Source organism: Pseudomonas sp. LLC-1 (assembly GCF_002992185.1).
Lineage (GTDB): Bacteria > Pseudomonadota > Gammaproteobacteria > Pseudomonadales > Pseudomonadaceae > Aquipseudomonas > Aquipseudomonas monteilii.
The window spans coordinates 156,189-169,976 of the sequence record NZ_LUVY01000004.1 but is presented as its reverse complement, the minus strand read 5'-3'; the positions used below and the strand labels follow the sequence as shown (position 1 = coordinate 169,976).

Genomic DNA, 13,788 nt, shown 5'->3' with positions numbered 1-13,788 from the left:
CGGTGAATTTGGGTGTTGTCAATGAGGCTTGTGTGGCTTTTACCGGCCTCATCGCCGGCAAGCCAGCTCCCACAGGTACTGCACATGCCTTGAAGTCAGCGCGGTCGGTGTGGGAGCTGGCTTGCCGGCGATGGGCCGCAAAGCGGCCCCAATAAAGGCAGCGCCGATGTTCCGGTTACAGCAACGACAATGGATAGTTAAAGATCAACCGGTTCTCATCAAACTCGTTATTGCTGTAATCCCGCCGAATCGACGAGTTACGCCACTTCACACTCAAATCCTTGAACGCCCCGCTCTGGATCACATACGCCAGTTCCGTCTCGCGCACCCACTCCTTGCCATCGGTCACCGACCCGTTATGCACATCACGCCCGCTGATATACCGGTTCATCAAGGTCAGGCCAGGCACCCCGACGGTGACGAAGTTGAAGTCATGCCTCACCTGCCACGAGCGTTCGTTGGCATTGTCGAAGCTGGAGTTGTAGCTGTCGTTGGCCAAGGTTCCGCCGCTGGTGCCATTGACCCGCATCCAGGTATCACCATCGACCTTTTGCAGGCCCACCCAGAAGGTGCTGCCACCGTACTTGGCCGAGAACATCCCCGAATAGGTCTTGTTGTCCAGCTGCCCGGCGCGCTCGGAGCCATCCTCATCGCCATGGAAGTAGCCCAGGTTGGCGCCCAGGGTCCAGTCGCCCACCGGTTGGCTGTGGCTCAGTTGCAGGTACTGCTGCTGATACACATCCTTCAGCACCGCATTCCACAGCCCCACCAGCGTGCGGTCCTGGTTGAACTTGTACTCGCCACCCACAAAGTTGAAGCGGTCCGACACGCCACCGCCGTAGCTCATGTCTTCCATACTGGCGTCGTTGCGCGGGCTGTTGCCGCGGAACTGGCCGCCGTACAGGGTCAGCCCGGCAATCTCGTTAGAGGTGATTTGCCCGCCACGGAACGTCTGCGGCAACGAGCGCCCGTCGTCCGAACGCAGGATCGGCAGCACCGGCATCCACTCGCCAATCTTCAGTTCGGTCTTGGAAATACGCGCCTTGCCGGCCACTGCCAAACGTCCGTAATCATCCGCCGGCTTGCCATCGTCATGACGCGGCAACAACGCCGTGCCATAGGTGCCGCCGCCGCCATCAAGCTTGACCGACCACAGCCCCAGCACATCCATCCCGAACCCGACCGGCCCTTCGGTGAACCCCGAGCGGGCATCGAGGATGAAGCTTTGCGTCCATTCCTCGGCCTTGCTCTGAGCGTTGCTGGGGTTGGTGAAGTTACGGTTGATGTAGAAGTTGCGCAGCCCGAGCGTGGCTTTGCTGTCCTCGACAAAACCCGCAGCCAGGCTGGTACCCGGCAGGCCGGCGATGACCCCGGCGCCAAGCAGGGCGAAGGGCAGGGTTTGGCAGATTTTCATTATTGTTGTGCTCCCGAAGGGTATGGCAGCCCGTCCACCGGGCACGCACAAGCGGCCTGCGGCAGGGGCGGGTAAGTAACGGGCCGGTCAGGGCCAGGGGGGAATGCGCGGTAGCCGGGTGCTAGGTACTGACGGGCGTACGCAGGCAGGCCGGGGGAAGAGGGGTGTGCAATAGACGTGGATGTAGCGGGATGGGTGTCGACATGAGTTCGTCCACTGATTGTTGTTTTTGTTATGCGTTGTCGTACAACTGTGGGCGATTATTAGCAAGGGGGAGGTGGGCTGTCAACGGCTGATGGCTGAGCGATTTAGGGGAAAGATGGCAAAAATCGGGCTGTAGAAGCTCTACCGTGAGCCCTTTAGAGACATACTACGACCAAGGTAGTCCCAGGCACTATTCCAACAGCGGGCGCGATCTCTGTATGAGCGGCTTTAGCCGCGAACACCGGCAAAGCCGGTGCCATCCACCGCGTAGCCTGCTTCGCGGGCATGCCCGCTCCCACAGACGTACGCCTGTAAACCGAAGACATGGTTTACAAGTCCAATCCAATCGCCTGTGGACCCTGCCGCAACCCTGCGCTATCTTCAGATCTGGCCTCGCCCTCGACCACGTAGACTGGCATGTCCAGTCCCGGCACCTCGTTGTGCCGTACCCCTCTTGTCGGCGTGGGCGGGGCCTCTTCTTTTCTCGAAAGTCGAACCACTGCGTCCATCAACATCTGCATCGACGACGAGCTCAAAGCCCGCGCCTACGAAGAGCTAGAGCGCCTCGGTGTAACCCCCTCCGAACTCATGCACCAGGTTCTGCAATATGTAGCAGAGCAGGGCAAGCTGCCTTTCGGGCCAGCCAGCATGGCCGAGGAAGATGAAGACCTCATCGCGTCTGTAAATGAGCGTCTCGCTTCCCCGCTGCGCGTGAAGGTCCAACTGGATGACCTATAGAATCTGACTCGATGTACGGCACCGGCTTTGCCGGCGTTCGCGGGTAACCTCTAATGCCAATCCGTCAGGAAAATTGGGGCCGCTTTGCGCCCCATCGCCGGCAAGCCAGGCTCCCACAGGTACAGCGCATGGCTTGAGTGCGATTCGGTCGGTGTGGGAGCTGGCTTGCCGGCGATGGGCTGCGCAGCAGCCCTGATTGGCTTAACTGACTGGCATTAACCCGCTACCCCGCTTTTGACCGGCTAACCAAAAAATTGCCAGCAAACGAAGTCTTTTGTGGGAGCGGGTTCACCCGCGAAGAGGCCAGCACAGGCAAAAACCGCCCGCTAAACCCCATGCATCCGCAGCGCCCGCTGCGCACACTCCCGCCAACTCAATTTGCGTTTCTCAACCAACCCCGGCAACTCCACTTCCCCCGCCAGCACCACTGGCATATCCCGCATCCTCACCCAAGGCTCACTCTGCCAATACAGCAAAGTCGCGCTCCGCCCACCAGGCCAGCACATCTGCCCCAGCCGCGGCGCATCGTCTACCCCGTCAGCCTGAGCATCACGCAGCACCGCCACCACCTCATGCGTCAACCACCAGCGCAAATGGCGGTTCTCCGGCACATGGTGATGCGCCAACAAGGTATAGGCCCCGGACTCACTGACCATGGTGGTCTGCTGGTACTTGCCATAGCGCAGCAGCGGCACAGTGCGGTACTGGTCCGGGTCGAGCTTGCGCATGCAGTGTTCGTCGAAGAAGTGACCGCTCAGCCGGCCGAGTTCGTGGGCGCAGAACCAGGCTTGGGTTTCGAGCCAGAGGGTGTGGAGAGGGCGGTTATAGCGGGTGAAGAGCGTAGGTTTATTGAGACTGTCCATGTTTGGCCATCCTGATTTGGAGAGCCGTTTCTAACGGGAACGGGATTCCGCTGCGTGAGCGTTCTTAAGCGCCAACAGACGTTATCGCGATGCTAAAAAAGTGACAATGAAAAACCTTGTAGGAAGGGTCCTGTTCGCCTTTCCCCTGCCAATAAAAAAGGCTGCCAATTGGCAGCCTTCTCGATACTCAGCCCGGACAATCAGTCCCAGCTCAGTGCCCCGCCGGTCTGATACTCAATCACGCGCGTCTCAAAGAAGTTCTTCTCCTTCTTCAAGTCCATGATCTCGCTCATCCATGGGAACGGGTTGGTAGTCCCCGGATACTCTTCTTTCAAACCAATCTGAGTCAAACGACGGTTAGCAATGAACTTGAGGTAATCCTCCATCATCGCCGCGTTCATGCCCAGCACGCCGCGTGGCATGGTGTCACGGGCGTATTCGATCTCCAGCTGGGTCCCTTGCAGGATCATCTGGGTCGCTTCTTCCTTCATCGCCGCGTCCCACAGGTGTGGGTTCTCGATCTTGATCTGGTTGATCACGTCGATACCGAAGTTCAGGTGCATCGACTCGTCACGCAGGATGTACTGGAACTGCTCGGCCACGCCGGTCATCTTGTTGCGGCGGCCCATGGACAGGATCTGGGTGAAGCCGCAGTAGAAGAAGATGCCTTCCAGTACGCAGTAGTAGGCGATCAGGTTGCGCAGCAGCTCTTTGTCGGTTTCGACGGTGCCGGTGTTGAATTCCGGGTCGGAGATGGCGCGGGTGTACTTCAGGCCCCAGGCGGCTTTTTTAGCGACCGACGGGATCTCGTGGTACATGTTGAAGATCTCGCCTTCATCCATGCCCAGCGACTCGATGCAGTACTGGTAGGCGTGGGTGTGGATCGCCTCTTCGAAGGCCTGGCGCAGGATGTACTGGCGGCACTCCGGGTTGGTGATCAGGCGGTACACGGCCAGGGCCAGGTTGTTGGCAACCAGCGAGTCGGCGGTGGAGAAGAAGCCCAGGTTGCGCATGACGATGCGGCGCTCGTCTTCGGTCAGGCCGTCCTGGCTCTTCCACAGGGCGATGTCGGCGGTCATGTTGACCTCTTGCGGCATCCAGTGGTTGGCGCAGCCGTCCAGGTACTTCTGCCAGGCCCAGTCGTACTTGAACGGTACCAGCTGGTTCAGGTCGGCGCGGCAGTTGATCATGCGCTTTTCGTCTACCGCAACGCGGGCAGAGGAACCTTCCAGCTCGGCCAGGCCTTCGGCAATGTCGAGGGCGTCGAGGGCGGCCTTGGCACGTTTGACGGCTTCGGAGTCAGAGGCGGTGGCCGCGCGGGCTTCCAGGGCGGCGGCACCACCGGCGCTGTCGAGCTTGTCGAGGGTGGCGGCGGCAGCGGCCTGCGCAGGGGTGTTGCCTTTGGCGGCTACTTCGCCGTCTTCCTTGTCGAATTCGTCCCAGCTCAGCATGGTGATTGGCTCCTGCTTGAGGGTCGCCCGGGGGCAACCGGTTGGATTTTAAGAATGTGATGCCTGACGCACGGCCAATGGGCAAATGATCAGCTCGAGAGGCTGACTCTCGTTTACATCTGAATGTGTTCTGGCTTGTACCTGGCCAGGCCTCGGGGAGGGGCCAGGACAATTGAATGGTGCTCTTTTCAGAGGGCGCAAAGTATACCGGAATTCACCTTCGATCGGGGCGCGTGTGTTGCCGGCGAGGGTAACTTTTTCGACCGGTTTTGCGTGCGTCCGTTCACGAAAAGGCTGTGTTCTGCTACGGGGGGAGAGTGTAGCGCCAACCTATATGTTGTGCCAGTTTAAATTTCGAGACACATCATATGGTGTTTTTGTCAAAGGGCGTGTTAGCCGAACGGGCCTCAGCGCGGGCTTGCCGGCGATGAGGCCCGGCAACACTAGCTGCGGTGGGTATGCAGCGTTTCGACAATGTGCGTCTTGGGCTGCTTGCGTGCTGCTTCGACCGAGGTGAAGCGGCCGGTTTCTGCGTTACGGCCAATCTTGCGAGTTGCCACTTTTTTCCGCGCCATGGGCTTGCGTCCTTTTTAGAGAGGTCCAGTCCTTTTACCGAACCGCATACGCAGCGGGAAAAGGGCAGGGCTTCTCAGTGACGCAGATACAAAAATGCCGCGCGGGGCGCCCTTGGGCACCCCGCGCGGCATTCAGGCCTTACTGGCAGGCTTCGCAGTCAGGCTCGTCGATCGCGCAGGCCTTCGGCACTGGCGCTGGGCCGGCTGCCTGGACCGGGGCGCTGTCGCCACCGCTGGAAACGGCGTTGAGCTTACCGGTGTTGATGGTCGACTTCTCGGTGCTGGTCGCGGCCAGGGCACGGAGGTAGTAGGTGGTTTTCAGGCCACGGTACCAGGCCATGCGGTAGGTCACGTCCAGCTTCTTGCCCGAGGCGCCAGCGATGTACAGGTTCAGCGACTGAGCCTGGTCGATCCACTTCTGGCGACGCGAGGCAGCATCGACAATCCACTTGGTTTCCACTTCGAACGCAGTGGCGTACAGGTCTTTCAGCTCTTGCGGAATACGCTCGATCTGCTGCACCGAACCGTCGTAGTACTTCAGGTCGTTGATCATGACCGAGTCCCACAGGCCACGGGCCTTCAGGTCGCGGACCAGGTACGGGTTGATCACGGTGAACTCGCCCGACAGGTTCGATTTCACGTACAGGTTCTGATAGGTCGGCTCGATCGACTGCGACACGCCGGTGATGTTGGCGATGGTCGCGGTTGGCGCGATGGCCATGATGTTCGAGTTACGAATACCTTTTTGTACGCGGGCACGTACCGGAGCCCAGTCCAGGGTCTCGTTCAGGTCGACGTCGATGTACTTCTGGCCACGGGCTTCGATCAGGATCTGTTGCGAATCCAGTGGCAGGATGCCCTTGGACCACAGCGAACCCTGGAAGGTCTCGTACGCACCGCGCTCATCGGCCAGGTCGCAAGAAGCCTGGATGGCGAAGTAGCTGACCGCTTCCATCGACTTGTCGGCGAACTCGACCGCAGCATCGGAACCGTAGGCAATGTGCTGCAGGTACAGAGCGTCCTGGAAGCCCATGATGCCCAGGCCGACCGGGCGGTGCTTGAGGTTCGAGTTACGCGCTTGTGGCACCGAGTAGTAGTTGATGTCGATCACGTTGTCGAGCATGCGCACGGCGGTGTTCACGGTGCGTTGCAGCTTGGCGGTGTCCAGCTTGCCGTCGACGATGTGGTTCGGCAGGTTGATCGAGCCCAGGTTGCAGACCGCGATCTCGTCCTTGTTGGTGTTCAGGGTGATCTCGGTGCACAGGTTCGAGCTGTGGACCACGCCCACGTGCTGCTGCGGCGAACGCAGGTTGCACGGGTCCTTGAAGGTCAGCCACGGGTGGCCGGTCTCGAACAGCATCGACAGCATCTTGCGCCACAGGTCTTTGGCCTGAATGGTCTTGAACACCTTGATCTTGTTGTACTCGGTCAGGGCTTCGTAGTACTCGTAGCGCTCTTCGAAGGCCTTGCCGGTCAGGTCGTGCAGGTCTGGCACTTCCGAAGGCGAGAACAGGGTCCACTTGCCGTCATCGAAGACGCGCTTCATGAACAGGTCAGGGATCCAGTTGGCGGTGTTCATGTCGTGGGTACGACGGCGGTCATCACCGGTGTTTTTACGCAGCTCGATGAATTCTTCGATGTCCAGGTGCCAGGTTTCCAGGTAGGCACACACGGCGCCCTTGCGCTTGCCACCCTGGTTCACGGCAACGGCGGTGTCGTTGACCACTTTCAGGAACGGTACAACACCCTGGGACTTGCCGTTGGTGCCCTTGATGTAGGAGCCCAGTGCACGTACAGGGGTCCAGTCGTTGCCCAGGCCACCGGCGAATTTCGACAGCATGGCGTTGTCGTGGATCGCGTGGTAGATGCCCGACAGGTCGTCCGGCACGGTGGTCAGGTAGCAGCTGGACAGCTGCGGGCGCAGGGTGCCGGCGTTGAACAGGGTCGGGGTCGAGGCCATGTAGTCGAAGGACGACAACAGGTTGTAGAACTCGATCGCGCGGGCCTCCTTGTCTTTCTCTTCCAGCGCCAGGCCCATGGCCACACGCATGAAGAACACCTGCGGCAGCTCGAAGCGCACGCCATCCTTGTGGATGAAGTAGCGGTCGTACAGGGTCTGCAGGCCCAGGTAGGTGAACTGCTGGTCGCGCTCGTGGTTGATCGCCTTGCCCAGTTTTTCCAGGTCGAAGTCAGCCAGGGCAGGGTTCAGCAGCTCGAACTCGATACCTTTGGCGACGTAGGCCGGCAGGGCCTTGGCGTACAGGTCGGCCATTTCGTGGTGGGTGGCGCTGTCGGCTACATTCAGGAAGCCCAGGCCTTCGGCGCGCAGGGTGTCCATCAGCAGGCGGGCGGTGACGAACGAGTAGTTCGGCTCGCGCTCTACCAGGGTACGGGCGGTCATCACCAGGGCGGTGTTGACGTCCTTGATGGCCACGCCGTCGTACAGGTTCTTCAGGGTTTCGCGCTGGATCAGGTCGCCATCGACTTCGGCCAGGCCTTCGCAGGCTTCGCTGATGATGGTGTTCAGGCGGGCCATGTCGAGCGGCGCCAGGCTGCCGTCGGCCAGGGTGATGCGGATGGACGGGTGCGGCTCGACCACGGCATCGGTGTTGGCGCGGGTGGCACGCTCCTTGGCGCGCTGGTCGCGGTAGATCACGTAGTCACGGGCGACTTTCTGCTCGCCGGCGCGCATCAGGGCCAGTTCGACCTGGTCCTGGATTTCTTCGATGTGGATGGTGCCACCCGATGGCATGCGACGTTTGAACGTGGCGGTAACCTGCTCGGTCAGGCGCGCGACGGTGTCGTGGATGCGCGACGAAGCGGCAGCGGTGCCGCCTTCAACTGCGAGGAACGCCTTGGTGATGGCCACGGTGATCTTGTCGTCGGTGTAAGGGACGACAGTGCCGTTGCGCTTGATCACGCGCAGTTGGCCAGGGGCGGTGGCGGCCAGATCCTGGTTGGAATCGGCAGCTTGCGGCACCTTGGCTTGCGGGTTCTCGCGAGTTGTGTCGGTTTGCATGGGTGGGTGTCTCCACAGTTTCTATAGTGTTCAGGCGCCTTTTGGGCGCCCACCGTTCCGTCCACTTGCTCGATGCCCCGGCGGGGATGCGCAATGCATGCGCATCCGCCCGCGCGGGCGTACCGACTTCGGGACAGACTCAGGAATAAGGGCAATAGCTCGCCGCTCCCTGGCCGAAGTCAAAGGTTCTGGGCTGAGCCCAAAATCTGTTGCTGATGAGTGTCAGGCCTGGCCTGCAACACCCATACCCGAACAAGGCCCTGGAAGGGCTTGCCTCGGTCGCCTCCGCAGGAGCGGTTTGGCTGCTGAAATCACTTGAAGTTCCGCCCGGAAAATCGCTCGATTTTGCGGGTTGACTTTTGTGTGTGATTTTGCAAGAACCCCAACATCTAGTGGTTCGCTGCGATCGGGATACAAGATAATGCGGTATTGGGGCCTTTGCAAGGCGAGCGCCTGTGGATAACTTGTGCGTACTTTGTGTGTGAATGGTGGGTATTCGCTGTAGGCCTTGTGCCAAGTGGTTTGCAGTATTTTTCTGCGCCTTGCTGCCCCGGGGCAGTTTTTTTCGGGCGCGAACCCTATCACAAAAAACGGTTCAGTCGAGGGGGCTGTGAGTGGCTTGGCAGTGCCGGGGGCGGGACGTAGTATCCGAGGCAGATGTTGCCTTTTGGTTAAAGGGGTATGTTGCCTGTGCCGGCCTCTTCGCGGGCACAGGCAAAAGAAAACAACAAGCGAAGGCCTAAGCCATGGACCATCCCACCCCCCGCATCCTCATTGTCGAAGACGACCAGCGCCTGGCCGAGCTCACCGCCGAATACTTGCAAGCCAACGGCTACGAGGTCGCGGTGGAGGGCGACGGCGCCCGCGCCGCACGGCGCATCGTCGACAGCCAGCCCGACGTGGTCATCCTTGACCTTATGCTGCCCGGCGAGGACGGCCTGAGCATCTGCCGCCGTGTGCGCAGCCAGTATCCCGGCCCGATCCTGATGCTCACTGCCCGCAGCGACGAACTCGACCAGGTCCAGGGCCTGGACCTGGGGGCCGACGACTACGTGTGCAAGCCGGTACGCCCACGCCTGCTGCTGGCGCGTATCCAGGCCCTGCTGCGCCGCAGCGAGGCCGTGGACAACAAGCGCCAGGACCTGGCCTTCGGCGCCCTGCGTATCGACAACCGCTTGCGCGAGGCGCGCTTGGGCGAAACGCTGATCGAGCTGACCGGCGCCGAATTCGACCTCCTCTGGCTGCTGGCCAGCAACGCCGGCCGCGTGCTGACCCGCGAGCAGATCTTCACCGCGCTGCGCGGTGTGGGCTACGACGGCCAGGACCGCTCCATCGACATCCGCATTTCAAAAATCCGCCCCAAGATCGGCGATGATCCGCTCCAGCCCCGCTTGATCAAGACCCTGCGCAGCAAGGGCTACCTGTTTGTCGGCGAGGCGCCATGAACAACTCGATCTTCCTGCGTATCTACGGCGGCATGCTGGCTGTGCTGGTGCTGGTGGCCCTGCTTGGCATACTCAGCCTGCATCTGGTCAACGAAGTGCGCGCCGCCCAGCACCGCGAAGGCCTGGCCCAGGGCACCTTCAGCCTGATGGCCGACAACCTCGCACAGCAGAATGACACCGAACGCAAACGCTCGCTGCTGATCTGGGAGCGCCTGCTGGGTGTGCCGCTGGCGTTGCAGCCCATGACTGCGCGCACCCTCGACGGCGGCCAGCGGGCGCGCCTGTACCGTGGCCTGGTGGTGGTCGAAAAGACCGGCCCGCATGCGGCACAAGTGCTTCGCAAGGTTGGCCAGGAAGACCTGATGCTGGTCGCGCAGATCAAACAGATAAGCGAGCAGTTGGCGCGCGCCACCCTTTATCTGCTGGCCGATGAACTGGTGCGTTACCCGATCACCGAACAGCAGCAGCGGTTGGCGCAGATCAAGCAGGAAAAGGGCTTCGGTTTTGGCGTCGCCCTGCAGCGCATCGAGCGGGTAAGCCTGGACGATGACCAGCGGCGCCGGGTCGAGGAGGGCGACACCGTGATGGCGCTGGGCAGGGATGGCGACTCGATCCGTGTGTTTGCCGGGCTGTCAGGTTCGCCCTGGGTGCTGGAAATCGGCCCGTTGTACCAGCTCAACCCGTATCCGCCGCAGTTGCTGATATTGATCGCCTTCCTTGGCCTGTGCCTGATCGGCCTGGTGGTCTACCTGCTGGTACGCCAGCTGGAGCGCCGTGTGTCGGGCCTGGAAGTTGCCGCCACTCGCATTGCTCAAGGCAGCCTGGACACCCGCGTGCCTGCCGGTGACGCCGACTCGGTCGGGCGCCTGGCCGCTGCCTTCAACGGCATGGCCGAGCACCTGCAGCGCTCGCTGACCATGCAGCGTGAGCTGGTGCGGGCGGTGTCCCACGAGCTGCGCACGCCGGTTGCGCGCCTGCGTTTTGGCCTGGAGATGATTGAAAGCGCCACCACCGAACAGGCACGGGCCAAGCACCTGGCGGGCATGGACGGGGATATCCAGGACCTCGACAAGCTGGTTGACGAGATGCTGACCTATGCCCGCCTGGAGCAGGGTGCGCCGGCCTTGAAGTTCCAGCGGGTAGACCTGGATGCCTTGCTCGACCGTGTGATCGAAGAGCTGGCACCGTTGCGTGCCGAGGTGCGGGTGGTGCGTGGCGACTGCCAGGGCGCGGATGCCGACGGCGCCTGGGTCGAGGCCGAGCCGCGTTACCTGCACCGGGCCCTGCAGAACCTGGTCGGCAATGCCATGCGCCATGCCGAGCGCGAAGTGCGCCTGAGCTACCAGCTGGGGCAGCAACGCTGCCGCATTGATGTGGAAGATGACGGCCCAGGTATACCCGAGGGCTTCTGGGACCGCATTTTCACCCCGTTCACCCGCCTCGACGACAGCCGTACACGGGCCTCGGGTGGGCATGGCCTGGGCCTGTCGATCGTGCGGCGGATCATCTACTGGCACGCAGGCCGGGCCACGGTGGGGCGCAGCGAGGCGCTGGGCGGCGCCTGCTTCAGCCTGAACTGGCCGCGCCAGCAGGCCCCTTTGTAAAGGTCAGACGCTGACCAGGCTGAGCAGGTGGCCGTCCTGCAGGCTGAACTGGCCCTGCAATTCTGCGCCGTGCTGCCATTGTGGCGACAGGTCGGTGAGCAGGCGCAGACGCGCCAGGCCATCGGCGCACCATTCCAGCACTTCGGCGTGCTCGAAATAGAAGCGTTGGCGGGTCAGCGGGTAGAGGGTCTTGAACAGGCTTTCTTTCAGCGAGAAGGTCAGGGTGACCGTCAGGCCGAGCTGGCGACGGTCCAGGCGTTCGAGTTCGGGCGGGGTAAGGATTTCGCCCATCAGCCGTTCGGCGCGTTCGTCATCCAGCAGGGACTCCTGATCCAGCCCAAGGCCTTGGCAGCTGCCCTGGGCCGCGACCACGGCGGCGGCCCAGCCTTTGCCATGGGTGATCGAACCGAGGATACCTGCCGGCCAGATCGGTGAGCGGTCCTCGTGGGTGCCGGGCACGTAATTGCGGCCATCCAGGCGTTGCAGTGCAGCACGGGCGCATACGCGGCCGGCCAGGTACTCGGCCTGGCGCTTGGCCACCGAGCGTTGCAGGCTGGCACTGGGCACGATGCCGGCGCGCTGGAAGTCATCGGGGCCCAGGAGGGCGGGGTCAAAGGCGCAACTGACCAGCACCGCGCCGGGGAGCGGGCGGGGCAAGGGCCAGTGGTGCTGGAGTGGGGAACAGCAGGTGGGGAGTGTGTTCATGGCGAGTATTGTGCCAGCAGAGTAGGCACTGTCACATCCCTGTGGGAGCGGCCTTGTGTCGCGAAAGGGGCGCGCAGCGTCCCCAGAATCTCAGCCATCCTGCAAAATTGCCGGGGCCGCTACGCGCCCCTTTCGCGACACAAGGCCGCTCCCACATCGGGCCCGTGCAAGCGGCTATTTGAACACCTTCTTGAAGAACGCCTGCATATCCGCCCAAGAGCTTTCATCCGCCGCTTTGTTATAGCCAATGTCCGGCCCGCCATGCTCGCCGTGGCTCAGCCGGTCGGCATCCGGGTTGGTAAACCCGTGCTTGGCCCCCTCAATACTGACGAATTCATAGTTGACCTTGGCCGCCTCCATTTCTGCCTTGAACGCATCCACCTGCTGCTGGGTGACCATGCTGTCCGCCGCCCCGTGCTCGACCAGGATATCGGCCCGCACCACGCCCGGTTTTGCCGGTGTCTGGGTGGCCAGCGCGCCATGGAAGCTCACCACGCCGTCCAGCTTCTCGCCCCGGCGCGCGGCATCGAGCACCACCTTGCCGCCGAAGCAGTAACCGACAGCGCCCAGTTGATGCTTGTTGGTGTTCGGTTGCAGCTTCAACAGTTCAAGGCCGGCGTCGAAGCGTGCTGCCGCCGCTGCCGGGTCTTTCATTGCGGCAGCCATGAACGCCTGGGCGTCCTGCGGGTGTTCGGTGTGCTTGCCGTCGCCATACATGTCGATGGCCAGCGCGTTGTACCCCAGCGCCGCCAGGTCGCGGGCGCGGCGTTTGGCGTAGTCGTTCAGCCCCCACCATTCATGCACCACGACAATGCCGGGGCGCTTGCCCTCGATGGCGTCGTCGTAGGCGTAATAGCCGACCAGGCGGTTGCCATCGGCGTCCTGGTAAGGGATTTCACGGGTTTGTACCGCCGCTTGGGCTAAGGCGGCGCTGCACATCAGGGTCAGGGCCAGCAGGGCACGCATGGTTACTACTCCTTGTCTTGCAGACAGTTCGTTCAGCCGGTGTTCAGCCAGGGTTCAGTCGCGGTTCAGGGTGCCCTGCTTACTCTAGCTTCCAGACCGAAACAGCGCACCCAACTGGAGTATCCAGCCATGAAAACCTTCAACACCCTGCTTGCCGCCATGGCCGTCTGCGCCGCTGGCATCACCACCGCCCAGGCCGCCGACGACAACTTCGCCAGCCTGACCTACGGCCAGACCAGCGACAAGGTTCGCAAGTCCGGCCTGCTGCAGCGCAACACCGACCACCTCAACGCCGATGGCATCATCGGCAAAGACGACACCTGGGGCGTGCGTCTGGGCAAGATCAATGACCAAGGCCGCTACTACATGACCTATGACAACGTCTCGGGCGACCACAGCGGCCTCAAGCTGCGCCAGGAAAACCTGCTGGGCAGCTATGACCTGTTCCTGCCGGTGGGCGATACCACCAAGCTGTTTGGTGGTGGCAGCCTGGGCGTGACCAAGCTGACCCAGGACTCGCCAGGTGCCAGCCGCGATACCGACTACGGTTATGCCTATGGCCTGCAGGCGGGTGTGATCCAGGACATTACCGACAAAGCCTCGGTTGAACTGGGCTACCGTTACCTGCGCACCAATGCCGCGACCGAAGTGGGCGAGCGTGGCGGGCCGAAGGACGGCACCCTGCGCCTGACCAGCAGTGCGCAGACCTACCTGGCTGCAAGCTACAAGTTCTGACGGGCGAGCCGCGTTATCCTGTACCGGCCTCTTCGCGGCTTTAGCCGCGAAGAGGCCGGTACAGGCAAT

At 62.0% G+C, this 13,788-nt stretch carries 11 protein-coding genes; 4 read left to right on the top strand and 7 right to left on the bottom strand.

The window, feature by feature from the left end; genetic code table 11:
* Nucleotides 1-175 precede the first annotated feature (175 nt).
* Nucleotides 176-1,414, bottom strand: coding sequence for an OprD family porin (locus A0O30_RS02900; protein ID WP_105945512.1), 1,239 nt, complete (start codon nucleotides 1,412-1,414; stop codon nucleotides 176-178).
* A 666-nt stretch (nucleotides 1,415-2,080) separates the two neighbouring features.
* Between A0O30_RS02900 and A0O30_RS02895 the strand changes: the two genes are divergently transcribed.
* Nucleotides 2,081-2,356 carry a type II toxin-antitoxin system RelB/DinJ family antitoxin gene (locus tag A0O30_RS02895; RefSeq protein ID WP_256589586.1) on the top strand — a complete coding sequence of 92 codons (276 nt, stop codon included), beginning with the start codon at nucleotides 2,081-2,083 and terminating at the stop codon, nucleotides 2,354-2,356.
* Between the two features lie 326 nt (nucleotides 2,357-2,682).
* Here the strand turns inward: A0O30_RS02895 and A0O30_RS02890 are convergent, their stop codons facing one another.
* The 4 genes from A0O30_RS02890 to A0O30_RS02880 form a co-directional block, all read right to left on the bottom strand.
* Nucleotides 2,683-3,219 (bottom strand): Bro-N domain-containing protein, encoded by a 537-nt coding sequence (locus A0O30_RS02890; protein WP_105945510.1) that lies wholly within the window; start codon nucleotides 3,217-3,219, stop codon nucleotides 2,683-2,685.
* A gap of 200 nt (nucleotides 3,220-3,419) precedes the next feature.
* Complete coding sequence (locus A0O30_RS02885) at nucleotides 3,420-4,670, bottom strand: ribonucleotide-diphosphate reductase subunit beta (RefSeq protein ID WP_105945509.1); 1,251 nt, start codon at nucleotides 4,668-4,670, stop codon at nucleotides 3,420-3,422.
* A 443-nt stretch (nucleotides 4,671-5,113) separates the two neighbouring features.
* Complete coding sequence (locus tag A0O30_RS27930; protein ID WP_256589582.1) at nucleotides 5,114-5,245, bottom strand: hypothetical protein; 132 nt, start codon at nucleotides 5,243-5,245, stop codon at nucleotides 5,114-5,116.
* Nucleotides 5,246-5,384: 139 nt separating this feature from the next.
* Entirely contained in the window at nucleotides 5,385-8,264 is a 2,880-nt protein-coding gene (locus A0O30_RS02880; RefSeq protein WP_016712029.1) for a ribonucleoside-diphosphate reductase subunit alpha, read from the bottom strand.
* 746 nt (nucleotides 8,265-9,010) lie between these two features.
* On the opposite strand from A0O30_RS02880, the gene A0O30_RS02875 reads away from it, so the two are divergent.
* Both A0O30_RS02875 and A0O30_RS02870 read left to right on the top strand, forming a co-directional pair.
* Nucleotides 9,011-9,709 (top strand): response regulator transcription factor, encoded by a 699-nt coding sequence (locus A0O30_RS02875; RefSeq protein ID WP_105945508.1) that lies wholly within the window; start codon nucleotides 9,011-9,013, stop codon nucleotides 9,707-9,709.
* Nucleotides 9,706-11,313, top strand: coding sequence for an ATP-binding protein (locus A0O30_RS02870; protein WP_027615350.1), 1,608 nt, complete (start codon nucleotides 9,706-9,708; stop codon nucleotides 11,311-11,313). The genes A0O30_RS02875 and A0O30_RS02870 overlap by 4 nt, the downstream gene beginning before the upstream one ends.
* Nucleotides 11,314-11,316: 3 nt before the next feature.
* Here A0O30_RS02870 and A0O30_RS02865 read toward each other — a convergent pair whose 3' ends face one another.
* Complete coding sequence (locus A0O30_RS02865) at nucleotides 11,317-12,018, bottom strand: 4'-phosphopantetheinyl transferase (RefSeq protein ID WP_105945507.1); 702 nt, start codon at nucleotides 12,016-12,018, stop codon at nucleotides 11,317-11,319.
* 174 nt (nucleotides 12,019-12,192) lie between these two features.
* Nucleotides 12,193-12,984: a dienelactone hydrolase family protein gene (locus tag A0O30_RS02855; RefSeq protein WP_016712025.1), complete on the bottom strand. Its 792-nt coding sequence runs from the start codon at nucleotides 12,982-12,984 to the stop codon at nucleotides 12,193-12,195.
* Nucleotides 12,985-13,113: 129 nt separating this feature from the next.
* On the opposite strand from A0O30_RS02855, the gene A0O30_RS02850 reads away from it, so the two are divergent.
* Nucleotides 13,114-13,719, top strand: a complete 606-nt coding sequence (locus A0O30_RS02850; RefSeq protein ID WP_016712024.1) for an outer membrane beta-barrel protein — start codon at nucleotides 13,114-13,116, stop codon at nucleotides 13,717-13,719.
* Nucleotides 13,720-13,788 lie beyond the last annotated feature (69 nt).